Below are 21,867 nucleotides of genomic sequence, written 5' to 3' on the forward strand. Positions count from 1 at the left end.
ACTCGTCGAGGCCCACGATCCGCAGCGGCCGGCTGGTGGCCGAGCCGTCGGCCGCCACCCGCAATGACGTCGGGCTGTTCTCGGTCAGTCGATGCACCTCGACCAGCACGGTGATGCCCGCGGACGATAGGAAATCGACTTCGGTGAGGTCGATGACCAGCACCGCGGGCGTGCCGGCCAGCGCGACGTCATTGCGGGTGGCGGCCGACGGCTCGGCCACCAGCCGGCCGCTGCGGATCGTGGGCCTCGACGAGTTCATCGACCTCTACCCGACCGTGGACGAAGCCTTGGCCGGAGCTCCCCCGGGCCCGACGCTAACCTGATTCGGGTGAATCTCGACGCCAACGCGGCCTCCATCCGCGAAGTCTGCGACGCGGGCCTGCTCGCCGGTGCGCTGACGGTGGTGTGGCAGCGCGGAGAAGTGTTGCAGGTCAACGAGATCGGCTATCGCGATGTGGACGCGGGCCTGCCGATGCGGCGGGACACACTGTTCCGGATCGCGTCGATGACCAAGCCGGTCACCGTCGCGGCCGTGATGAGCCTGGTGGATGAGGGCAAGCTCACGCTGAAAGACCCCGTCGTGCGCTGGGCGCCGGAGCTGGCCGAACTGCGGGTGCTCGACGACCCGCGCGGCCCGCTGGACCGGACCCATCCGGCGCGGCGCGCCATCCTGATCGAGGACCTGCTCACCCACACCAGCGGCATGGCCTACGGGTTCTCGGTGTCCGGGCCGATCGCCAAGGCCTACGTGCGGCTGCCCTTCAACCAGGGCCCCGACGCGTGGCTGGCCGAGCTGGCCAAGCTGCCGCTCGTGCACCAGCCCGGCGACCGCCTCACCTACAGCCACTCCATCGACCTGCTGGGCGTCATCGCGTCGCGCATCGAGGACAAGCCGTTCCACGAGGTTCTCGACGAACGGGTGTTGGGCCCGGTGGGCATGCCCGACACCGGGTTCTTCGCCTCCCCCGAGACCCGCCGCCGCGCCGCGACCATGTACCGGCTCGACGAACGGGGGCAACTGCACCACGACGTGATGGGCCCGCCCCACATCAAGCCGCCCTCCTTCCCCAACGCGGGCGGCGGGTTGTGGTCGACGGCCGACGACTACCTGCGGTTCGTGCGCATGCTGCTCGGCGACGGAACGATCGACGGCGTGCGGGTGCTCTCGCCCGAGTCCGCCCGCCTGATGCGCACCGACCGGCTCACCGACGAGCAGAAGCGCCACGACTTCCTGGGGGCGCCCTACTGGGTGGGCCGCGGCTTCGGGCTGAACCTGTCGGTGGTGACCGACCCGGCGAGGTCGGCGCCGCTGTTCGGGCCCGGCGGGCTCGGGACGTTCAGCTGGCCGGGCGCCTACGGGACGTGGTGGCAGGCCGACCCGACGGCCGACCTGGTCCTGCTGTATCTGGTCCAGAACCTGCCCGACATGTCCGCGGACGTGGCCGCGGCGATCGCCGGCAACACCTCGTTGGCGAAACTCCAATCGGCGCAACCCAAATTCGTCCGCCGCACCTATTCCGCACTCGGCCTCTAGCACCGTGGCCGACTACCCGCCCGATCGCATCACCGGCCCCCGGCTGGTGCTGCGCCGGCCCGTGCTCGACGACGCCGGCGCGCTGTACCAGCGGGTCGCCCGCGATCCCGAGGTCACCAAGTATCTGATGTGGGCGCCGCATCCCGACGTGGCGGCGACGCGGCGGGTGATCACCGAGAAGCTCAACGCCACGCCCGACGAGCGAACCTGGGCGATCGAATTGCGCCACAGCGGCGAGGTGGTCGGCCTCACCAGTTGTCGCCGCCCGGTGCCGCATTCGGTCGAGATCGGGTACTGCCTGGGCCGGCGGTGGTGGGGCAAGGGCTTGATGCGCGAGGTGCTCGAGATGCTGCTCGACGCGCTGGACGGCGACCGGGCCGTGTACCGGGTGTGGGCCACCTGCAACGTCGACAACGAGCGCTCGGCGCGGCTGCTGGAGCGCGCCGGGTTCGTGCTGGAGGGCCGGCTGGCCCGCCACGCCGTCTACCCCAACCTGGGCCCCGAGCCGCAAGACAGCCTGCTCTACGCCAGGATCCTGCGGTGATCCTCGGGAAACCCTAGACCGCCGGCGACCCGCCCTGGTCCAGCGCCCGGCGCGCGTAGGCGCGGACGTCGGCATCGGTGTCCTTCAGCGCGAGACCCAGCGCGTCGCGCGCGGCGGGCTCGCCCGCCCAGCGCGTCAGGCTCAGCACGGCCGCCTTGCGCACGTCGAGATGCGCGTCGGCGAGCGCCTCGGTGATCGCCGGCACCGCGACGCCGGGTGTGGCGCCCGCCAGGGCCCGCGCCGCGCCCTGGCGCACCTGCCAGGCCGGCGCCCGCAAGGCCGATTCCACGGCGGCGACATTCTCTGGGCCACAGCCTATTTCACCCAAGGCGGCCAGCGCCGCCGCGCGCACCAGCGGGTCCGGGTCGGCGGTCAGCGCGCCGACCGCCGCGGCACCGCCGCGCAGCGTCGCCAGGCCGGCCGCGGCCGCGATCCGGACCTCCCGGCTCTCGTCCCCGGTCGCGGCGACCACCCCGGCCACGTCGTCGACCGACACCAACGCCCGCACGGCCTCGATCCGCACCCGGTGGTCGGGATCGCTCAGCGCGCGGCGGTAATCCTCGGCGTCGCCGACCCGCCGCGCGGCCAGCACGTAGAGAGCGGCCGCGCGCACCACCACGTCGCCGGACTCCAGCCGCGGCTGGACGTCGGCGGGCTCGGGCAACACCTCGACGAGCTCGCGGATCCCGTCGGCGCCGGTGCGGCGCACGGCGGCGTCGGTGTCGTCCAGCGCGGCGATCAGGGCGGGCGCGTAACCGTCGGGGATGTGCTCGGTGAGCGTGGCCACCGCGGTGCGGCGCACCCCCGGATCGGGGTCGACCAGATACGGCCGCAGCCCGGCGATCGTCGGCTGCTCGAGGGCGAGCACCTCGGCGATGCGCGGCGACGGCGGCTCGAACGTCGTTGCGCCCGAGCCGATCCGGGACCGGGTGGTGGTGGGGGCCTGGCCGCCGACCAGCGGCGGCTGCTCCACCCGCTGAACGGTCTGGTCGACGGGCGGCAGGCCGTCCAGTTCCGGGACCGGCACGAAGTACGGCGCGACCGGCCGCTTCAGGAACACCATCCCGCCGTCGGCGTCCTTGCGCAGGTTGAGGTGATAGCCCCACTGACCGTCGTCGCGGCCCGGCAGGTCGGCCCGATCGTGGTAGAGGCCCCAACGGGATTCGGTCCGGGTGAGCGAGGACCGGGCGGCCATCTCGGCGCAGTCCCGGATGAAGGACACCTCGACGGCGCGCATCAGCTCGTGCGGATTGCGCGCACCCATGTCGGCGATCTCGTCTCGCATCCGGTCGAAGGTGCGCACGGCGATGGACAGCTTCGCCGCCGTCTTGGGCGGGGCCACGTAGTCGTTGACGAACCGGCGCAGCTTGTACTCGACCTGAGGTTGGGGTGGCCCGTCGGGATGCCGCAGGGGCCGGTAGATCAGCTCGTGCGCATCGCGCAGCTGGTCGTCCGGGAGTTGTTGTGGCGCATCCACACCCGCGCAGGCGGTCGCCGCGTCGGTGCCGGCGAGGTCGCCGAAGACGAACGCCCCGATCATGTAATTGTGCGGGACGCAGGCCAGGTCGCCGGCGGCATACAGGCCGGGCACCGTCGTGCGAGCGTGCTCGTCGACCCACACCCCCGACGCCGAATGGCCGCTGCACAAACCGATTTCGGAGATGTGCATTTCGATGTCGTGAGTGCGGTAGTCGTGACCGCGGTTGGCGTGGAAGGTGCCACGGGTCGGCCGTTCGGTGGTGTGCAGGATGTTCTCCAGCGCGGTCAGCGTCTCGTCAGGCAGGTGGGAGACCTTGAGGTAGATCGGCCCGCGGGCGGAGTCGATCTCGCTTTTCACCTCGGACATCATCTGACCCGACCAGTAGTCGGAGTCCACGAACCGCTCGCCGTGCGCGTTGACCTGGTAACCCCCGAACGGGTTGGCGACATAGGCGCACGCCGGGCCGTTGTAGTCCTTGATCAACGGATTCACTTGGAAGCACTCGATTCCCGAGAGCTCCGCGCCGGCGTGAAACGCCATCGCGTATCCGTCGCCGGCGTTCGTCGGGTTCTCGTACGTGCCATACAGGTAACCCGACGCCGGCAGCCCCAGCCGCCCGCAGGCGCCGGTGGCCAGGATCACCGCCTTGGCGCCGACCGCGACGAATTCGCCGGTGCGCGTGTGCAGCGCGGCCGCGCCCACCGCGCGTCCATCCTGAACCAGCACCCGCACCGGCATCAGCCGGTTCTCGATGCGGATCCGCTCCCGCATCGAGCGCTGCCGCAGCACCCGGTACAGCGCCTTCTTGACATCCTTGCCCTCCGGCATGGGCAGCACATAGGAGCCGGAGCGGTGCACCCGGCGCACCGCGTATTCGCCGTGCTCGTCCTTCTCGAACTTCACGCCGTAGCGCTCCAGCCGCTGCACCATCGCGAAACCGCGGCTGGCGGTCTGATAGATGGTGCGCTGGTTGACGATTCCGTCGTTGGCGCGGGTGATCTCGGCGACGTAGTCCTCGGGTTCGGCCTTGCCGGGGATGACGGCGTTGTTCACGCCGTCCATTCCCATCGCCAACGCGCCGGAGTGCCGCACGTGTGCCTTTTCGAGCAGCAGCACCTGCGCGCCGTGCTCGGCGGCCGACAGCGCGGCCATGGTGCCGGCCGTGCCGCCGCCGATGACCAGCACGTCGCAGTCGAGGCGGACGGGTGCCGCCGGGTCCGGAATCTCAATCATGCCGCCACCGAATGGTCCAGGGCCGCAATGATTTCGGCGCGCAGCCGGTCCCTGGGGAGTTCGCTGCGCGGATCGGGCACGTCGATCGACGCGCGCAGCGGCTCGCCGGCGCGGCCCAGCACGACGATCCGGTCGCCGAGCGCCAAGGCCTCGTCGACGTCGTGAGTGACGAAGACGATCGTCGTCGGATGCGTGCGCCAGGTGTCGATCAACAGCCGCTGCATGGCGGCCCGGGTCTGGGTGTCCAGCGCGCCGAACGGCTCGTCCATCATCACCGCGCGCGGCGCCCCGGCCAGGCCGCGGGCCAGCTGGACCCGTTGACGCATCCCGCCGGACAGGCTCTTGGGCAGGTAGTGGCCGAAGCCGGCCAGCCCGAGCTCGTCGATCCAGCGCTCCGCCTGCGCGCGCCGGGTGGCGCGCGGTTCGCCGCGCAACCGCAGCGCCAGCTCGATGTTGGACCGCACCGTGCGCCACGGCAGCAGGGCGTTGTCCTGGAAGACCATGCCGCGATCCCGGGAGGTGGCGGTGACCTCGGCCCCGTCGGCCAGCACCCGGCCCTCGTCGGGCCGCAGCAGCCCGGCGAGGGCGCGCAGCAGCGTCGACTTGCCGCAGCCCGACGGACCGGTGAGCACCAGGATCTCCCCCGGGCGCACCGTCAGGCTGAGCCCGTCGATCACCGGGGTCCCCGTGTAGGACAACCGAACTCGGTCCAGTTCGAGACCGACTGCTTTCATCGCGAGCCCTCCTGTGCGCGGGGCAACCACCGGGTCACCCGCCGGCCGACCACTTCCACGGCCGCCGACGTGGCGAAACCGAGGACGCCGATCGTGATGATGCCGACGAACACCTGCGGATAGGCCAGCATCGTGTAGTCCTGCCAGGTGCGGTAGCCGACGCCGAGACGGCCCGAGATCATCTCGGCGGAGATGACACAGATCCAGGCCACCCCCATGCCGACCGATAGCCCACCGAAGACGCCGGGAAGGATGCCCGGCAATACCACCTGGGTCAGCACCTCCCAGCGGCCCCCGCCCAGAGTGCGCACCGAGTCCTCCCACAGAGTGGGCAGCGCGCGCACCGCGTGCCGGGTGCTGACCATGATCGGGAAGTAGGCCGCGAGGAAGGTGATGAACACGATGCCCGCCTCGTCGGTGGGGAACAACAGGATCGCCACCGGCACGATCGCGATCGCGGGAATCGGTCGGGCCAGCTCGGCCAGCGGCCCGAACAGGTCGGCGAACAGCCGGGAGCGGCCCAGCAGTACCCCGGTCGCCACCCCGACCACCGCGGCCAGGCCGAAGCCGGTGAGGATGCGGATCAGCGACTGCGCCAGGTCGAGCCAGTACTCGTACGCGCCGAGCCGGCGCTGCAGCGCGTGCACGATCTGGGTGACGGTGGGCAGCGTGTCGAATCGGAGCAGCAGCCGCACCTTGCCGGCGGTGAGCAACTGCCACAACCCGATTGCGGCCGCGACCGACGCCAGCCGCAGTAGCCGCGACCGCCACGGCGAGGGCAATTGCCGCGGCCGGGTGAGCGTGGGCGTCGAGACGACGCCCAGGACCTGGTCGGCCACCACTTCGGCGGTCATACCGAACCTCCCAATGCCTGTTGATAATTCATGACGACGCCGCCCGGGTGTGCGGCCAGATAGCGCCGCGCCCCGGCCTGGGTGCCGAATGGCAGATAGTTCTGGCCGTCTTTGACCCAGATCGCCTTGTCGGCGAACCATCGGGTGCCGAGCTCGGCGTCGGGGACGTAGGCCGCGCGGACCTTGCCGCCGCGGCCGGTGGCGTCGGCGATCGCCCGCAGCAGCGCGGTGGGGTTGGCGACCGTCTGGGTCGTGTCGGCCCCGTCCAACCACAGCTCGCCGGCCAACGCGGGGTCGCCGGCGAGGGCCGACGGGTTGGTGGTGCGCGCGCGGGTCGCGGCGTAGTCCAGCCCGCGGGCGGCGAACACCGCGCGCAGCGGGTCGTCCACGGCGAACTTCGTGACGTCGAGGTCGGCGAAGTCACCGATCGACTTCAGGTACGGCACATCGCTTTTCAGCGCGTCGACGAGCGACGGCTTGAGCGTGGTGTCGAACGACGTCCCGCCCGGCCCGTTGTAGAGGTACACCACCTCCTGCGGCAGCCCGCTGGCCTGCGCGACGATGCGCGCGGCCTCAAGCGGCTTGTCGTTCAGGAAATCGGTGGCGTCCAGTTGCGCCTGCAGGAACGCCGCCAGCACCTCCGGGTGCGCGGACGCGTACGAGCGCCGCACCACCACACCGTGCAGCGTCGGAAAGTTCAGCTCGGCCCCGTCGTAGAGCAGCTTGGCCTTGCCCTGGTACACCAGCAGCCCCGGCCACGCGACGAACTGCGAAAGCCCGTTCACCTGACCGGATTCCAGCGCGGAGGCGCCCACCTGTGGTTGTTGGTTGAGCACCTCGACTCCGTTGACGCCCGCCTTGGCCAGCGCCCGCACCAGCGTGCCGTGGCCCGCCGAGCCCACGCTGGCCGACACCTTGCTGCCGGCCAGGTCGGCCAGCCCGGTCGCCGACGAATCGGGCGCCACCACCACCATGTTCAGCGCGCCCTTGGGGTTGTAGCCGGTGATCGACACCAGCTCGGTGCGGGCCAACGGGTTGGCCTGCGTCTTGGAGCCGTTGATCAGCATCGGGTAGTCGCCCATGGAGCCGATGTCGATCTTCTCCGCGAGCATCTGCGCGGTGATCGGGGCACCGGTGTCGTAATCCTGCCATCGCACCGCGTATTTGGTGCCGGTGCGCGCGGTGATGTCGGCGAGCCGGTGCTCCAGGTAGCCCTGCGCGCGCAGCAGCGTGCCGGCGGTGACGGTGTTGATGGTCTTGGACTGGTATCCGACCACGACGTTGACCACGCCGGAGGATTGCGAGAATGATTCCAGCGAGCACCCGGTGGCGAACACGACGACGGTGAACGCCACCGAAAGCAGCCGGAGGGCATGCTTTTCCATGATGGCTTCGGGTTTCAGCGGAGTAGATAGGGCATGTTGACGGTCACGGCGCCGGTCGGACAGCGGGCCGCGCACGGGCCGCAGTACCAGCACTCGTCGACGTGCATGTACGCCTTGCCGGTTTCGGGGTTGATGGCCAGCGCGTCGAGCGGACAGACCTCCACGCACAGGGTGCAGCCGTCGATACACAACGACTCGTCGATCGTCACCGGCACGTCGGCGCGAGTGTTGTTGACCAGCGTCATGTATCGCTCCTTATCAGGCTGCCGCGCATGGTGATTCGATCACCGCGCATGCGGATGTACTCCAAATCGACCGGCGTGCCGTCGGCGAGGCTGGTGAGCCGCTCCAGCATGAGTAGCGCCGCGCCGTCGGGCACCTGCAGGGTGGCCGCCGAATGCGCGTCGGCGGGGATGGCCTCCAGGGCCAGCGCCGCCGACCCCAGCCGCTGACCGCTGACCTGTTCGATGAGCGCGAACAGATCGTTGGTTTCCAGCGGGTGGTCCAGCACCCGGGCCCCGATGTCCGGGGTCAGGTAGGTCAGGTCGAGGCTGAGCGGCAGATCGCCGAGGTATCGCAAGCGTTCGATGAACACCGCCTGCTCGCCGGCTTGCAGCCGCAGCCGGCGGGCCACCGACGGCGGCGCGGTGACGGCCATCGCGGCGCGCACCTCGTTGCGCACCTCGCCGAGGTTCTTGAACGTCTCCTTCAACCCCAGCAGCGTGTCCAGGCCGTGGTCGTACTTGCGCTGGGCGACGTGCGTGCCAACCTTGGGTCCGCGGTCGATCAGGCCCTCGTGCTTCAGCACCGCGAGCGCCTCACGAATCGTGTTGCGCGACACCAGGAATTCGGCCGCCAACTCGTGTTCGGCCGGCAGGCCGCCGGGATAGGCGTCGGCGTGAATCTGCTGGCGCAACACGTCAGCCACCCGCCGGGCGCGGTCGGCCCGTGGTCCGCTGCTGATCGGTTGCGCCACGCGGCCACGCTAACGCAGCTCACGGGCGGTTTTTGGGTGCCCGAGAACGAACCGCCGCGGCGGCCGCGCGCATTGCGCCGGGGCGTATTCGATGACGACCAGCGCAAACAACGACCGTCTGCGCTATTGCGCCACCTCGGACACGACGCCGTCTTTCCAATCCCCGTGAGCGGAACGGCGCTCGGGCTCATGGGGCGCCCCCATTCGATGCCCGAACTCAAGCGGCACCAGCGACACGGCCGCCAACGGGAACAGCGCGCAAAGCGCCCATGCGGCCGGGTATTCGGCGGCCGTGATCAGTGCACCGAAGACCGGGGGCGCGGCGGCGGCCGTCAAACGCTGGGTGGTGTTCTGCAGCCCCAACGCACGGCCGCTCCAGAACGGCCCGGCGTACTCGGTGATGGCGGTGGCCTCCAGTCCGTTGTCGAGCACCGCGATCACCGAGATCGCGACCATGAGCAACACGTCGTAGCCCGAACCCGTGTTGTCGGTGAGGGCAAGCAGGAACAGGGCCAGCGCGGCGCCGATGGCGATGGTGCGGACCGGTCGCATCCGCGAGCCGACACGATCCGACCAGCGCCCGACCGCGATCCGCCCCGCCGCGCCCAGCAGTTGGCACAGGGTGACGAGCCCACCGGCGGCCGCGACCGACCAGCCATGGCGATTCATCAGCCAGACGAGCATGAACGTCACGGTCAGCGACTGCGGCACCATCAGCAGGGCGCTCACCGCGTGGATCCGCCACAGCACCGACGATCCGCGATAGGGGCTGGCCAGTTCCGCGCCGGTGGCCAGCCCGCGCGGTTTGCGCGGCGGATCGGCGATCCCCAGCACGCTGGCCACCGCGGCCACGGTGCACATGAGCGCCAGGAACATCAGCCCGCGACGGGGGCCGCGCTCGGCCAGCTCCGGAATCACCAGCGCGCCAAGGGCGATGCCCAACGGTTGTGCGGTCTGGCGGATGCCCATCGCCAGGCCCCGCTGATGCGACGGGAACCATGCGGACACCAGCCGCCCACCGGCGGTGTTGCAGCTGGCCGCCGCCATTCCACCGAGAAAGAGAAAGACGCCGATTTCGGTTATCGACTGAGCGGACGCCGCGGCATAGGCCGCCGCCGCCGTGAGGGCCGAACCGGCGGTCAGCACCACCCGCTCACCGACGCGGTCCAACACCCAGCCCCAAAGCACGAGCGTTACGACCATGCCCCAGCTCGGCATCGATGCCAGCAGGCCGGCTTCGATCAACGTGATGCCGCTGCGCGCCTGCAGCGAAGGAATCAGGAACGCAACGCCATTGATGAAGAGGAACGACGACGCCGTCACCCCCAAGGAGACGGCCATGACCGACCAGCGCGCGCCCGCGCCGATTCGGTCGGCGCCGCTGACCTCGGAGAGCATGAATCCATAGTGCACGCCATTCGCAGCGCCCCCGGGCGCCAAGACGCACCCGGAACCCGTGTAACTTATTGATTTATAAGGTAATTCAAATGTCTAGCTCAGTGATGCGGGCCGGTCCGCCGCCCTTCTACCTCGCGAGATACGCTGTGCGCGTGCGGGTTTGGAACCAGGCAAAAGCGCTGCGCGGGAGGGCGATTCATAGCCGGCGCACAGCGAATACTTATCCGCAAACTCAGGTCTTTCTCACCGCCGCTACCCTGGACAAGCATGAGCAACGTGTCACGGCAGGCGCTGACCAAGGTGCCCGCGGTCACCCTTGGTTTCTGGATCATCAAGATCTTGGCCACCACCCTGGGCGAGACCGGCGGCGACACGGTCACCATGACCTTGAACTGGGGCTACGCGGCGGGGGTCGCGCTGTTCGGCGTCGCGCTGGTGGCGTTGGTGGCCGCCCAAATCCTGGCCAAGCGTTTCCACGCCAGCCTCTACTGGGCGACGATCGTGGCCTCGACGACGTTCGGCACGACGCTGGCCGACTTCGCCGACCGATCGCTCGGCATCGGCTACACCGGCGGGTCGCTGGTGCTGCTGGCCTGCCTGCTGGCCACCCTGGGCCTTTGGCGCTGGTCGCAGGGCACCGTCTCGGTCACCACCGTCTCGACGCCGAAAGTCGAGGCCTTCTATTGGGCGACCATCACCTTCTCGCAGACCCTGGGCACCGCGCTCGGCGATTGGCTGGCCGACACCCGCGGATTCGGTTACGAGCGTGGCGCATTGGTGTTCGCGGCCGGCCTGGCCGTGGTGATCGCCCTTTACTACTGGACCGGCATCTCGCGCGTCGCGTTGTTCTGGGTCGCGTTCATCCTGACCCGGCCGCTCGGGGCGACGGTCGGCGACTTCATCGACAAGCCGGTGGCCGACGGCGGCCTGGCCCTGAGCCGCCCGCTGGCCTCGGCGGTGCTCGCCGCGGTCATCGTGGCCCTGCTCGTCGTGCTGCCGCAGCGGCCCGGAAGCCACCCCGGGGCGGCCCCGGAAGAGGCCTGAGTGCTCTCAGCGGGTTCCCAGCGACGCGCCCTACGCTGAAGTTGTCATGTCTGATACCGCACGCCCCGCGCGTCGTCAGAACGGCGCGCTCACCCCACTGCTGATTTTCGCCGCCACGGTCCTCGGTTCCGCCCTACTGGCGGCCGCGCCGGCCAACGCCGATCCCAGCCCGTTCAACACCCTCAATTGCACCTGCCCCACGAGCGCTCCAGCCGGCAGCCCGGCCCGGCACGACGCGATCGCGCGCGGGCTCCTGCGAGGGGAGCTCGGCTGGCCGGCGCAGCCCACGTCGGATCCGGGCCGGCAGGCCGGCTAACTCAGGCGTCCTCGCTGACGACCTGCGCGGCGCCGTCGCCGTTGAGCGCCCCGTTCAGCCCGGAGGCGTCCGAGGGCAGCTCGAAGGAATGAAACGCCGAACCCACCGCGGCCAACGCCGCGTTGCGCTGGGCCTCCATCCGCGCCAGCGCGGCCTCGGTGAACACCGACAACCCGAGGTCGGGGTTGTAACCGTGGATCTCTTTGACGTCGAGCTGGGCCAGGAAGTAGATGATCTCCTTGGAGACCACCTGCCCGGGAACCAGCACCGGGAACCCCGGCGGGTAGGGCACCACGAACGTGGTGGACACCAGCGTCTTACCCTCCGCCAGCCGTCGCCCCGCCATGCCGATCAGGACGTGCTCGCGGTCGGACTCCTCGTATCCGGCGTAGAAGGCCGACCGCATGTCGCCGAACATGCACGCGTCGACGGGCCGGAAGGCCATGTCGAACTCGCTGAAGTCGGGCAGGTGCGGCAGGTCCTGGGTGATCTCCTCGACGTGCCGCTCCTGCAGCGCCCGGTCGGCGACGCTGGCCGCCTTCTCGACGCGATCGAAATCGATTGCCACCCTGCGTAACACGTCGAGCAGATAGTGCACGCTCGACCACGTGACCCCGATGGTGAAGATCAACAGCACGCTGTTGATCGACGTCTTGTTGATCTGGATGCCGAATCGCTCCATCAGGATCTTCTCGCGGAAGTCGTAGCCGTTCATCCCGGTCTTGCCGACGAACAGGGTCACCCGCGTCGCGTCCAGCACGAACTGATCCGACCGCCAGGCCTCGTTCCACTCGGCCAGCGCACCCTGCCGAACCTCCCGGTACGAACTCACCGACGACGCCCGGAACTCCTCGGGCACCAGGTCGGACTCGTCGAGGATACGAAACCACTTGCTGATCAACCGGTCTCGGCGCACCCGGTGCCGGAAGACCAGCGCCATGTCGTAGGTCTGCCGGACCAGCTGGAAGCCCTCGATGTCGACCTGCCGGCGCGCCAGGTCCAGCGAGGCCAGCAGCTGCTGGTTGGGCGAGGTCGAGGTGTGGGTCAAAAACGCCTCACCGAACGCGTCGCGCGTCAGCGCGTTGAAATCCTGGTCGCGGATGTGGATCATCGACGCCTGCCGAAGCGCCGACAGCGACTTGTGCGTCGAGTGCGTCGCGTAAACGCGGACCCGCGCGTTGGCGGGGTCGGGCAACAGCGGGCGTTCCACCCACTCCGACCGGTCGACGCCTTCCATCTCCGCCGCCCAAACCCGATGCTCCGCAGCGTATTCCGGCGACGCCAGCATCTGCTCGAGGCGCTCGGCCGCCACCATCGCGGTCCGCTGCCGGGCCCACGGCACGGCCGTGGCGAACGCGTACCAGGCCTCGTCCCACAAGAAGACGATGTCCGGCTTGATCGCCAGCACCTCCTTCATGACCTGCAACGGGTTGTAGACCACGCCGTCGAAGGTGCAGTTGGTCAGCAGCAGCATCCGCACCCGGGACAACTGACCGGCGGCCTCGAGATCCAGCAGCGTCTGCTTGATCGTTCGCAGCGACACCGCCCCGTAGATGGCGAACTGCGGCAACGGATACGCGTCGAGGTACAGCGGGTAGGCGCCTGCCAGCACCAGCCCGTAGTGGTGCGACTTGTGGCAGTTGCGGTCGATCAGCACGATGTCGCCCGGCCTGGTCAGGGACTGGACGACGATCTTGTTGGCGGTTGAGGTGCCGTTGGTGACGAAATACGTGTGGTCGGAATTCCACGTGTGCGCGGCCTTGTCCATCGCCTTCTTGATGTTGCCGTGCGGGTCGAGCAACGAGTCCAGGCCACCGGACGTGGTCGAGGTCTCGGCCATGAAGATGTTGCGGCCGTAGAACTCGCCCATGTCCTGCAACGACTTCGAGTTGAAGATGCTGGCACCACGCGCGACGGGCAGCGCGTGGAACTGGCCCACGGGCGCCGCCGCGTACGCGCGCAGCGCATCGAAAAACGGTGTGGCGTAACGGTTCCGCAGCCCGGCAAGCACCGTGCTGTGCAGGTCGGTGACGTCGTTGAGCCGGTAGAACGTCCGGTCGTAGACGTCGGGCTCGGTGTCGTCGCCCGCCGCGATCGACTCGTCGGTGAGCAGGTACAGGTCGATGTGGGGCCGCAGCTCGCGGATCCACTCGCCGCACTCCACCCAGTCGTTGGCGTGGTCGGGAATGGCGCCGCCCTCCGCGGCCTCGTTGGGCCCGAGCAACGTGTTCATCAGCGGCAGCCGGTCGCGGGACCGCAGCGGCAGGTCGTCGCGGATGATCGCGGCCTGGATCTCGCCGTTCAGCGCGACCGCGGTGATGGCGTCTTCGACGCTGGGCACCACCAGGATTTCGAACTGCACGTCGTCGGACGCGTTACGCAGGGCCCGCAGGCACTCGGCCAGGCAGTCGGGCGCCGTCGCAGGCGCGTCGTCGGCGAGCAACACGGTGTAGAACTGCTGCTGTTTGGCCTGGGCCACCAGCTCCTGGTCGCCCAGCGGTGCCGAGGTGTCGAAAAGCCCTGCGCGGTCGCCGTATTCGCTCAGCAGCCGCACCGCCATGGATACCTCTTCGGTGAGCCGCACCGTGGAGAGGCTCTCGAGGTGCGCCCGGAAGCTCGCCAGGTTCGCCGCGCCGGGATACAGCCAGTACCGCTCGTAGGCCGCGATGCGGTCCATCAGCCGCTTGACCCGGGCCACGTCGTGCGTCTTGTCGAGCCCGGCCAGGTCGACCTCGGCGAGGTGACGGCACGCGTCGTCGAGCAGGTTCCAGGTGTCGACGCGGGCGTAGGACGGGTTGGCCACCGCCGCCAGCGCGGAGACCCGGAGGCGTCGCGGCTGGGTGGTGTATCGAGTCATATCTCACCTGTTCTTCTGGGCGACTTGTATTCTCACCCCGCCGCACCGCACGCGTCATCGTTTCGCGTGAGGTCCCTTCAGCTGTTCAACTCGTCGTCATCCTCGTCGGCGTCCACGACGCGCCGGTTGCCGCGCGTGGTTTCCACCCAGCGCAGCACCGGAAGCTCCCAGCGGCGGGCCGGCAGCTCGGTCACGTCGGACAGCGACCGCACCACGGATTGCGTCAGGCCCATCAGCGCGGCCATCACCGGCAGCAGCGGCTGCAGCGGCTTGGCGGCGGTGCGGACCGTGCTGATGCGGCGGGCCACGATCAGCCGTTCGACGCAGTGGTACAGCCAGGCGCCCACGGCCAGCGCGTAAATCGACAGCGCCGACGCGACGATCGCCCACCCGAATGCGGCGCACACGACGGCACCCAACACCACCGTCGCGGCCAGCAACCCCGCGACGACGGCGCGCAGCTCCAGCCGGGTCACGCCTGGTGTTCCTCGTTCTCCGCCGGGGCGGCGGCGCGGACGCGGACCGCCGCGGCGGCCGCCCGGATCTGCGGCGTCACCAGCATGACCTGGCCCAAGACGCCGTTGACGAAGGCCGGTGAGTCGTCGGTGGACAGCTCCTTGGCCAGCTGGACGGCCTCGTCCACGGCGACCGGCTCGGGGACGTCGTCGGCGTAGAGCAGCTCCCACACCGCGACGCGCAGGATGGCGCGGTCGACGGCGGGCAGCCGGTCCAGCGTCCAGCCCTGCAGGTGCGAGCTGATCAGTTCGTCGATGTGGGCGGCGTGCTCGCCGACCCCCCGCGCCGCCGCGACCGTGTACGGCTGCAGCGGCGCCACGTCCGGGTTGGCCGCGGCCAGCGTCGCGCGCCCGTCGACGACCTCGGCCGGGCTCAACCCGCGGGCCTCGGCCTCGAACAACAGGTCAACGGCACGCTTGCGGGCCTGATGGCGCCCCCTGACGGGCCTGCTCACGCGTTGACGCGCCCCAAGTAGCTGCCGTCGCGCGTGTCCACCTTCAGCTTGTCGCCGGTGTTGATGAACAGCGGCACCTGGATCTCGGCCCCGGTTTCCACGGTGGCGGGCTTGGTGCCGGCGCTGGACCGGTCGCCCTGCAGACCCGGCTCGGTGTGGGTGACCTCCATCTCGACCGACACCGGCAGTTCGATGTACAGGGGCGCCCCGTTGTGGAACGCCACCTGCACCGGCAGGCCCTCGAGCAGGAATCGGGCGGCGTCGCCGACCAGCGACTCGGGCAGCGGGTGCTGCTCGTAGTCCTGGCTGTCCATGAACACGAAGTCCGACCCGTCGCGGTAGAGGTAGGTGGTGTCGCGCCGGTCGACGGTGGCCGTCTCCACCTTCACGCCGGCGTTGTACGTCTTGTCGACGACCTTGCCGGAGAGCACGTTCTTCAGCTTGGTGCGCACGAAGGCCGGGCCCTTGCCGGGTTTGACGTGCTGGAACTCGACGATCTGCCAGAGCTGGCCGTCGATCACCAACACCAGTCCGTTCTTGAAATCGGCGGTGCTTGCCACGGTTCGGTGTATCTCCTAGAGGAATGGACGGTCGTTCGCCGACCGCCCGCAATTTGTCCGTCAGTCTAGAGCGCGGCGCGACCCGGCCCAGCGCGTCGGGGGACCTAGGACCGGCGGGACGCCGGCCGGTCCGTGCCCTGTTCCGGGCGGCCGCCGGCGGCCTCGCCGGCCGGGGGCAGCCGGTTGATCATCGTCAGGAAGGGGACGTTCAGCTTGGCCCCGCCGGAGAACGGCACCGGGACCGCGAAGTAGACGATCTGAAGCTCCAGCCGCAGCTCCCGCAGGGGCTGGGCGTGCAGTTCCCACCGAAAATCCCGCAGGCGCGCCAGGCCGCGTTCGATTGGTTCCACCCCATTCACGCACCCGACTGTACCCTCGGCGGCGCGCCGCCGATCGGCGCGGCCTAGCTCAGAACCGCCAGCTCCTTGGGGAACCTGGTCAGCAGTTCGGGTGTCCGTCCGCGCTTCTCGTCGGGCACGACCAGGGTGTCCTCGATGCGGACGCCGCCGCGGCCCGGCAGGTAGACGCCGGGTTCGACGGTCACCACCGAACCCGCCAGCAAGGTGCCGGTGGAGGTGGCGCCGATTCCCGGCGCCTCGTGGATCTGCAACCCCACGCCGTGCCCCAGGCCGTGGCCGAACTGCTCGCCGTAGCCCGCATCGACGATCAACTGCCGCGCCGCGCCGTCGACGTCGCGCAGGCTCGCACCCGGGGTCAGCGCCTCCCGGCCGGCCCGCTGCGCGTCGGCGACCAGCTGGTAGATCTCCAGCTGCCAGTCGGCGGCCTTGCCGAGCACGAAGGTGCGGGTCATGTCGGAGTGGTAGCCGGCCACCAGCGCGCCGAAGTCGATCTTGACGAAATCGCCGGTGGCCAGCGCCGCGTCGGTGGGCCGGTGGTGCGGGATCGCCGAATTGGGCCCGGCGGCCACGATGGTCTCGAACGAGATCGCGTCGGCGCCGTGGTCGAGCATCAGCGCCTCCAGCTCCCGGCTCACCTCGCGTTCGGTTCGCCCGGGCCGCAGCCCCCCACGCTCCACCAGGTCGGCGAGGCCGGCTTCGGCGGCCTCGCAGGCCAGCCGCAGCAGCGCCACCTCGCCGTCGTCCTTGACCTCACGCAGCGCCTCGACGGTTCCGGCGGCCCGCACCAGCTCGGTGGCGGCCTTGCGCTCGCCCAGTTCGCCGGTCAGGACGTCGAAGGCGTCGACGGTGACCACGTTGCTTTCGAAGCCCAGCCTGCCCACGCCCGCCTCGGCGGCCCGGCCGACCAGATGGCGCCCGAGGGCGCGTTCGATGGCGATCTCGAGGCCGGGCGCCTGCTCCGCCGCCTGCGTGCGGTAGCGGCCGTCGGTGGCCAGCACGGGGCCCCGATCGTCGGCGAACACCAGCAACGCGCCGTTCGAGCCGGTGAAACCGCAGAGGTAGCGCACGTTGTTCAGGTCGCTGACCAGCATCGCGTCCAGTCCGCTGGCACTGATTTGCGCTTTCAGGTTGTCCCGACGCTGAGAATGTGTCACGACCCTTGACGGTACTCGCTACGCTGATTGCCCATGAGGAGCTGGATGGTGCGCGGATTGGTCTACGCCGCCGTGATGATCGTCGTCCGTTTGTTGCAGGGGGCGCTCATCAACGCGTGGCAGACGCAGGCAGGACTTTTCAGCGTGGTGCTGCTGCTGTTGTTCGTCATCGCCGTGGCCGTGTGGGGGGTGTTCGACGGCCGGGCCGACGCGATCGCCAACCCGGACCCCGACCGCCGCGGGGACCTGGCGATGACCTGGTTGCTGGCCGGGCTGGTGGCGGGCGTCCTGTCCGGCGCCGTCTGCTGGCTCATCGCGCTGGTGTACAACGGGCTCTACACCGGTGGGCTGATCAACGAGGTGACCACGTTCGCCGCGTTCACCGCGCTGTGCGTGTTCCTGCCCGGGATCATCGGCGTGACCATCGGCCGTTGGCGGGTCGACCGCAATCCCCCGCCCCGGCGGCAGGGAACCGACGAGGAGCGCGCCGACACCGACGTCTTCTCCGCGGTCCGCGGTGACGACGCGCCGACCGGGGAGATCCCCGCGGCGGGTGCGCAGCACGAGGAGCGGACCGCCGCGGTCGCCACGGCCGAGCGCGATGCGCCCACCGAGGCGGCGCGCACCGGCGAAGGCGAAGCACCCACCGAGACGATCCCCAAGAGCGAGGACGACCCCAAGACCGAGGTGATCCGCAAGCCGGGCACCGAGGCCGGCAAGGACTAGCGCAGGGTTAGTTCGGCGCGGCTTCCGCCAGGTAGCGCAGGGCAAGCAAATAGCCCTGGACGCCCAGCCCGACGATCACCCCGGTCGCCACCGGGCTGAGGTATGAGTGGCGGCGAAACTCTTCGCGGGCATGCACATTGGAGATGTGCACCTCGATCAGGGGCGCGCGCAACTCGGCGCACGCGTCGCGCAGCGCCACCGAGGTGTGGGTCAGGCCGCCGGCGTTGAGGATCACCGGCTCGCCCGCGTCGGCGGCCGAATGGATCCAATCCAGCAGCTGGGCTTCGTCATCGCTTTGGCGCACAACGGCTTTCAGGCCGAGCGCGGTGGCCTCCCGCTCGATGAGCTCGGCCAGCTGGTCGTGCGTGGTGTCCCCGTAGACGTCCGGCTCCCGGCGGCCCAGCCGGCCCAGGTTGGGGCCGTTGATGACTTGCACGGTCACGGTCATCGGGCCCCCTCTTCGCCGCACACTCCCGCGTACGCCGCCGCCAGCAGCGCCGGGTCGGGGCCGGCCAGCCGTCCCGGCTTGGCCAACCCGTCGAGGACCACGAACCGCAGCACGCCGGCCCGCGACTTCTTGTCCTGCGCCATGTATTCCAGCAGCTGCGGCAGCGCGTCCGCGTCGTAGCTGACCGGCAGGCCGAGCGCCGACAGCACGGTGCGATGGCGCCGCGCGGTCGCGTCGTCGAGCCGGCCGGCGAGCCGGCCCAGCTCCGCGGCGAACACCAGGCCTACCGATACCGCGGCCCCGTGGCGCCACTCGTAGCGCTCCCTGCGCTCGATCGCGTGCGCCAAAGTGTGGCCGTAGTTGAGGATTTCGCGCAGCTCCGACTCCTTCTCGTCGGCGGCGACGACGTGTGCCTTGACGGCGATCGAGCGCCGGACCAGTTCCGGCAGCACGTCACCCGCGGGGTCGACGGCGGCGTCGGGGTCGGCCTCGATGAGATCGAGGATCACCGGGTCGGCGATGAATCCGGCCTTGACCACCTCGGCCATGCCGGCGACGAGTTCGTTGTGCGGCAACGTTTCCAGGGTCGCCAGGTCGACCAGCACCGCCAGCGGTTGGTGGAACGCGCCGACCAGGTTCTTGCCCGCGTCGGTGTTGATGCCCGTCTTGCCGCCGACGGCGGCGTCGACCATGCCGAGCAACGTGGTGGGGACGTGGACGATGTCGACGCCGCGCAGCCAGGTGGCCGCCGCGAAGCCGGCCACGTCGGTGGCCGCGCCGCCGCCGAGGCTGACCACCGCGTCTTTGCGGTCAATCCCGATGCGGCCGAACACTTCCCAGAGGAACCCGACGACCGGCAGGTCCTTGCCGGCTTCGGCGTCCGGGATTTCGATGCGGTGGGCGTCAACACCCTTGTCCGCCAGGCGGCTTCGAATCGCCTCGGCGGTGTGCGCCAGGGCCGGTTGGTGCACGACGGCCACCCGGTGCCGGTCGCAAAGCAGTTCGACGAGCTGGTCGCCCAGGTCGGTGCCGATGACCACGGGGTACGGCGGGTCGACGGCCACCTGCACGGTGACCGGCGCGGTCATGTGGCGGCCTCCGCGTGCGCGTTCTCCGGCGTCTGCAGCCGGGACACGATGTAGCGCACCACCGCCCCGGGATTGCGGCGGTTGGTGTCGACCCGGATCGTCGACACCCGCCGGTACAGCGGGGCCCGCTTCGCCATCAGCGCCTTGTATTTCGAGTACTTCTCGGCGTCGTCCGCCGCGGCGAGCAGCGGGCGCACCGTGCTGCCGCCGGTGCGGCGCACGCCTTCGTTGGCGCTGATCTCCAGGTAGATGACCGTGTGGCCGGCCAGCGCCTCGCACACCCCCGGGCTGGTGACGGCGCCGCCGCCCAGCGACAAGACGCCGTCGTGGTCGGCCAGCGCGGCACGCACCGTGTTTTCCTCGATGCGGCGGAACTCCTGCTCCCCGTCGGTGGCGAAGATGTCGGCGATGCTGCGCTGAGTCTGCTGTTCGATGGCGGTGTCCGTGTCGAGGAATCCGACGCCGAGCGCCTTGGCCAGGCGCCGTCCGATGGTGGACTTGCCCGACCCCGGCAACCCGACGAGTACCGCCCTGGGTGCCATCAGGCGGTACCCCGGGCGGCCGGCGATTCGCGGTCGGCGACCGCGCGCTGGTACGCCTCGATGTTGCGGCGGGTCTCGGTGAGCGAATCGCCGCCGAACTTCTCCAGGGCCGCCCGGGCCAGCACCAGCGCCACCATGGCCTCGACCACGACGCCGGCGGCCGGCACCGCGCAGACGTCCGAGCGCTGGTGGATGGCGACGGCCTCGTCACCGGTCGCCAGGTCGACGGTGGCCAGCGCCCGCGGCACCGTGGAGATGGGTTTCATCGCGGCGCGCACCCGCAGCGGCTGGCCGTTGGTCATGCCGCCCTCGAGCCCGCCGGCGCGGTTGGTCGAGCGCACGACGCCGTCGGGTCCGGGATACATCTCGTCGTGGGCGCGGCTGCCGCGGCGGCGCGCCGTCTCGAAGCCGTCGCCGATCTCCACGCCCTTGATGGCCTGGATGCCCATCACCGCGGCGGCGAGCTGGCTGTCGAGCCGGTTGTCGCCGCTGGTGAAGGAGCCCAGCCCGACCGGCAGGCCCAGCGCTACCACCTCGACGACGCCGCCGAGGGTGTCGCCGTCCTTCTTGGCGGCCTCGATCTCGGCGATCATCGCCTCCTCGGCGGCCTTGTCGAACGCGCGCACCGGGCTGTCGTCGATCGCGGCCAGGTCCTCCGGCCGCGGCGGCGGGCCGTCGTACGGCGCCGACGGCCCGATCGCGACGACATGGGAGAGCACGTCGACGCCCAGGGCCTGGCGCAGGAAGGACCGCGCCACCGTGCCCACCGCGACGCGGGCGGCGGTCTCGCGCGCGCTGGCCCGCTCCAACACCGGGCGGGCGTCGTCGAAGCCGTACTTGAGCATGCCTGCGTAGTCGGCGTGGCCGGGCCGCGGCCGGGTGAGCGGTTCGTTGCGCGCGACGTTGGCCAGCTCCGCCGGGTCGACCGGGTCGGTGGCCATCACGGTTTCCCACTTGGGCCACTCGGTGTTGCCGATCTCGATCGCGATGGGGCCGCCCAGCGTGACGCCGTGGCGCACCCCGGACAGCACGGTCACCGCGTCGCGCTCGAACTTCATCCGCGCGCCGCGGCCGTAACCGAGCCGGCGGCGGGCCAATTGGTCGGCGATGTCGGTGGAGTTGACCTCCACGCCGGCGACCATGCCCTCGAGCATGGCCACCAACGCGCGGCCATGCGACTCCCCGGCGGTGATCCAACGCAACACCCGGACATTCTCCCACGGGGTCCGGCGCGGGCTTAAATCCCGAGAACCAGGCCGATCGCGCCGGCGGTGGCCAGGCACATCGACGGGCCGTGCGGCACCGCCCGCGCACCGCACAGCGCGGCGAGCAGCGCCGTCAGCAAAGGCGCGGCCAGCGCGGCCAGGAACCACGCCCCCACCCCGAAACAACCCGCCAGCGCGCCCAGCCCGATCGCCAGCTTGACGTCGCCGCCGCCCATCCCCGCCGGGGCGATGCAGTGCACCAGCAGGTAGATCGCGGTCAGCGCCGCCGCCCCGGCGAGCGCGGGCCCGCCGCGCCCGCTCGCCGCGGCCGCCAGCAGGATCGCGCACGCCCCGGGCAGCGTCAGCAGGTTGGGCAGCCGACGTTCGCGGACGTCGTAGCCGCTCAACGCCGCCAGCCAGGCCAGCACCAGCGCCGCCGCGGCTATCCGCATGCCGCGAG

The 21,867-nt window shown here is 70.3% G+C and carries 24 protein-coding genes; 5 read left to right on the forward strand and 19 right to left on the reverse strand.

The annotated features are described in order from the left end of the window. Positions 1-259 (reverse strand): STAS domain-containing protein (locus A5702_RS27250; protein ID WP_369817882.1); only part of this gene is annotated, 259 nt, incomplete at its 3' end. Between the two features lie 69 nt (positions 260-328). Here A5702_RS27250 and A5702_RS08735 point away from each other — a divergent pair. Together A5702_RS08735 and A5702_RS08740 are read left to right on the forward strand one after the other, a co-directional pair. Then, on the forward strand, positions 329-1,534 hold the full coding sequence (locus tag A5702_RS08735) for a serine hydrolase (protein WP_055403693.1): 1,206 nt from the start codon (positions 329-331) through the stop codon (positions 1,532-1,534). Between the two features lie 4 nt (positions 1,535-1,538). Continuing rightward, entirely contained in the window at positions 1,539-2,078 is a 540-nt protein-coding gene (locus tag A5702_RS08740; RefSeq protein ID WP_055403692.1) for a GNAT family N-acetyltransferase, read from the forward strand. A 13-nt stretch (positions 2,079-2,091) separates the two neighbouring features. On the opposite strand, the gene A5702_RS08745 is transcribed toward A5702_RS08740, so the two are convergent. From A5702_RS08745 to A5702_RS08775, 7 genes are all read right to left on the reverse strand, one after another. Further along, positions 2,092-4,791 (reverse strand): fumarate reductase/succinate dehydrogenase flavoprotein subunit, encoded by a 2,700-nt coding sequence (locus A5702_RS08745; protein ID WP_068219897.1) that lies wholly within the window; start codon positions 4,789-4,791, stop codon positions 2,092-2,094. After that, on the reverse strand, positions 4,788-5,525 hold the full coding sequence (locus tag A5702_RS08750; protein WP_055403690.1) for an ABC transporter ATP-binding protein: 738 nt from the start codon (positions 5,523-5,525) through the stop codon (positions 4,788-4,790). Before A5702_RS08750 ends, A5702_RS08745 begins: the two co-directional genes overlap by 4 nt. Continuing rightward, positions 5,522-6,379 carry an ABC transporter permease gene (locus A5702_RS08755; RefSeq protein WP_055403689.1) on the reverse strand — a complete coding sequence of 286 codons (858 nt, stop codon included), beginning with the start codon at positions 6,377-6,379 and terminating at the stop codon, positions 5,522-5,524. Before A5702_RS08755 ends, A5702_RS08750 begins: the two co-directional genes overlap by 4 nt. Beyond that, positions 6,376-7,764, reverse strand: a complete 1,389-nt coding sequence (locus tag A5702_RS08760) for an ABC transporter substrate-binding protein (RefSeq protein WP_055403688.1) — start codon at positions 7,762-7,764, stop codon at positions 6,376-6,378. Before A5702_RS08760 ends, A5702_RS08755 begins: the two co-directional genes overlap by 4 nt. A 14-nt stretch (positions 7,765-7,778) precedes the next feature. Next, positions 7,779-8,009, reverse strand: coding sequence for a ferredoxin family protein (locus A5702_RS08765; RefSeq protein ID WP_055403687.1), 231 nt, complete (start codon positions 8,007-8,009; stop codon positions 7,779-7,781). Beyond that, the gene (locus A5702_RS08770; protein ID WP_055403686.1) at positions 8,006-8,740 is read right to left on the reverse strand and encodes a GntR family transcriptional regulator; all 735 of its coding nucleotides are present in this window, start codon (positions 8,738-8,740) and stop codon (positions 8,006-8,008) included. Before A5702_RS08770 ends, A5702_RS08765 begins: the two co-directional genes overlap by 4 nt. Positions 8,741-8,863: 123 nt before the next feature. Continuing rightward, the gene (locus A5702_RS08775) at positions 8,864-10,138 is read right to left on the reverse strand and encodes an MFS transporter (protein WP_082955994.1); all 1,275 of its coding nucleotides are present in this window, start codon (positions 10,136-10,138) and stop codon (positions 8,864-8,866) included. Positions 10,139-10,405: 267 nt separating this feature from the next. Here A5702_RS08775 and A5702_RS08780 point away from each other — a divergent pair, with 267 nt between their 5' ends. Beyond that, entirely contained in the window at positions 10,406-11,182 is a 777-nt protein-coding gene (locus tag A5702_RS08780; RefSeq protein WP_067820300.1) for a hypothetical protein, read from the forward strand. Positions 11,183-11,228: 46 nt separating this feature from the next. After that, on the forward strand, positions 11,229-11,498 hold the full coding sequence (locus A5702_RS08785; protein WP_067820297.1) for a hypothetical protein: 270 nt from the start codon (positions 11,229-11,231) through the stop codon (positions 11,496-11,498). Between the two features lies 1 nt (position 11,499). Here A5702_RS08785 and A5702_RS08790 read toward each other — a convergent pair whose 3' ends face one another. The 6 genes from A5702_RS08790 to A5702_RS08815 all read right to left on the reverse strand — a co-directional run bounded on the left by A5702_RS08790 (position 11,500) and on the right by A5702_RS08815 (position 17,398). Further along, positions 11,500-14,355: an aminotransferase class I/II-fold pyridoxal phosphate-dependent enzyme gene (locus tag A5702_RS08790; RefSeq protein WP_068219898.1), complete on the reverse strand. Its 2,856-nt coding sequence runs from the start codon at positions 14,353-14,355 to the stop codon at positions 11,500-11,502. Between the two features lie 77 nt (positions 14,356-14,432). Continuing rightward, positions 14,433-14,831, reverse strand: a complete 399-nt coding sequence (locus tag A5702_RS08795) for a hypothetical protein (RefSeq protein ID WP_055403678.1) — start codon at positions 14,829-14,831, stop codon at positions 14,433-14,435. Beyond that, positions 14,828-15,325: a transcription antitermination factor NusB gene (gene nusB / locus A5702_RS08800; RefSeq protein ID WP_068219902.1), complete on the reverse strand. Its 498-nt coding sequence runs from the start codon at positions 15,323-15,325 to the stop codon at positions 14,828-14,830. The genes A5702_RS08795 and nusB overlap by 4 nt, the downstream gene beginning before the upstream one ends. Then, entirely contained in the window at positions 15,322-15,885 is a 564-nt protein-coding gene (gene efp, locus A5702_RS08805) for an elongation factor P (RefSeq protein WP_007171952.1), read from the reverse strand. The genes nusB and efp overlap by 4 nt, the downstream gene beginning before the upstream one ends. A gap of 104 nt (positions 15,886-15,989) precedes the next feature. Then, entirely contained in the window at positions 15,990-16,244 is a 255-nt protein-coding gene (locus tag A5702_RS08810) for a hypothetical protein (protein WP_068219905.1), read from the reverse strand. 44 nt (positions 16,245-16,288) lie between these two features. Beyond that, on the reverse strand, positions 16,289-17,398 hold the full coding sequence (locus A5702_RS08815) for a Xaa-Pro peptidase family protein (RefSeq protein WP_068219909.1): 1,110 nt from the start codon (positions 17,396-17,398) through the stop codon (positions 16,289-16,291). A 33-nt stretch (positions 17,399-17,431) separates the two neighbouring features. Here A5702_RS08815 and A5702_RS08820 point away from each other — a divergent pair, with 33 nt between their 5' ends. After that, positions 17,432-18,124 (forward strand): B-4DMT family transporter, encoded by a 693-nt coding sequence (locus A5702_RS08820; protein WP_197506520.1) that lies wholly within the window; start codon positions 17,432-17,434, stop codon positions 18,122-18,124. Between the two features lie 7 nt (positions 18,125-18,131). Here the strand turns inward: A5702_RS08820 and aroQ are convergent, their stop codons facing one another. The 5 genes from aroQ to A5702_RS08845 are packed head-to-tail and all read right to left on the reverse strand — an operon-like array spanning position 18,132 to position 21,859. Next, positions 18,132-18,572, reverse strand: coding sequence for a type II 3-dehydroquinate dehydratase (aroQ, locus tag A5702_RS08825; protein WP_055404781.1), 441 nt, complete (start codon positions 18,570-18,572; stop codon positions 18,132-18,134). Beyond that, on the reverse strand, positions 18,569-19,660 hold the full coding sequence (gene aroB / locus A5702_RS08830) for a 3-dehydroquinate synthase (RefSeq protein WP_055404780.1): 1,092 nt from the start codon (positions 19,658-19,660) through the stop codon (positions 18,569-18,571). The genes aroQ and aroB overlap by 4 nt, the downstream gene beginning before the upstream one ends. Further along, positions 19,657-20,202 carry a shikimate kinase gene (locus tag A5702_RS08835; RefSeq protein ID WP_055404779.1) on the reverse strand — a complete coding sequence of 182 codons (546 nt, stop codon included), beginning with the start codon at positions 20,200-20,202 and terminating at the stop codon, positions 19,657-19,659. Before A5702_RS08835 ends, aroB begins: the two co-directional genes overlap by 4 nt. Further along, positions 20,202-21,407 (reverse strand): chorismate synthase, encoded by a 1,206-nt coding sequence (gene aroC, locus A5702_RS08840; RefSeq protein WP_055404778.1) that lies wholly within the window; start codon positions 21,405-21,407, stop codon positions 20,202-20,204. Before aroC ends, A5702_RS08835 begins: the two co-directional genes overlap by 1 nt. A 32-nt stretch (positions 21,408-21,439) precedes the next feature. Next, a complete protein-coding gene (locus tag A5702_RS08845) occupies positions 21,440-21,859 on the reverse strand; it encodes an A24 family peptidase (protein WP_068219915.1) in 420 nt (139 codons plus the stop codon). Positions 21,860-21,867: the final 8 nt, after the last annotated feature.

The sequence above is a fragment of the Mycobacterium sp. E3339 genome (assembly GCF_001666915.1).
In the GTDB taxonomy this organism is placed as follows: domain Bacteria; phylum Actinomycetota; class Actinomycetes; order Mycobacteriales; family Mycobacteriaceae; genus Mycobacterium.

Coding starts and splice junctions, on each gene's coding strand:
- A5702_RS08745 (WP_068219897.1), bottom strand. CDS start 4,791: ATGATTGAGATTCCGGACCCGGCGGCACCCGTCCGCCTCGACTGCGAC.
- A5702_RS08750 (WP_055403690.1), bottom strand. CDS start 5,525: ATGAAAGCAGTCGGTCTCGAACTGGACCGAGTTCGGTTGTCCTACACG.
- A5702_RS08755 (WP_055403689.1), bottom strand. CDS start 6,379: ATGACCGCCGAAGTGGTGGCCGACCAGGTCCTGGGCGTCGTCTCGACG.
- A5702_RS08760 (WP_055403688.1), bottom strand. CDS start 7,764: ATGGAAAAGCATGCCCTCCGGCTGCTTTCGGTGGCGTTCACCGTCGTC.
- A5702_RS08765 (WP_055403687.1), bottom strand. CDS start 8,009: ATGACGCTGGTCAACAACACTCGCGCCGACGTGCCGGTGACGATCGAC.
- A5702_RS08775 (WP_082955994.1), bottom strand. CDS start 10,138: ATGCTCTCCGAGGTCAGCGGCGCCGACCGAATCGGCGCGGGCGCGCGC.
- A5702_RS08780 (WP_067820300.1), top strand. CDS start 10,406: ATGAGCAACGTGTCACGGCAGGCGCTGACCAAGGTGCCCGCGGTCACC.
- A5702_RS08785 (WP_067820297.1), top strand. CDS start 11,229: ATGTCTGATACCGCACGCCCCGCGCGTCGTCAGAACGGCGCGCTCACC.
- A5702_RS08790 (WP_068219898.1), bottom strand. CDS start 14,355: ATGACTCGATACACCACCCAGCCGCGACGCCTCCGGGTCTCCGCGCTG.
- A5702_RS08820 (WP_197506520.1), top strand. CDS start 17,432: ATGAGGAGCTGGATGGTGCGCGGATTGGTCTACGCCGCCGTGATGATC.
- aroQ (WP_055404781.1), bottom strand. CDS start 18,572: ATGACCGTGACCGTGCAAGTCATCAACGGCCCCAACCTGGGCCGGCTG.
- aroB (WP_055404780.1), bottom strand. CDS start 19,660: ATGACCGCGCCGGTCACCGTGCAGGTGGCCGTCGACCCGCCGTACCCC.
- A5702_RS08835 (WP_055404779.1), bottom strand. CDS start 20,202: ATGGCACCCAGGGCGGTACTCGTCGGGTTGCCGGGGTCGGGCAAGTCC.
- A5702_RS08845 (WP_068219915.1), bottom strand. CDS start 21,859: ATGCGGATAGCCGCGGCGGCGCTGGTGCTGGCCTGGCTGGCGGCGTTG.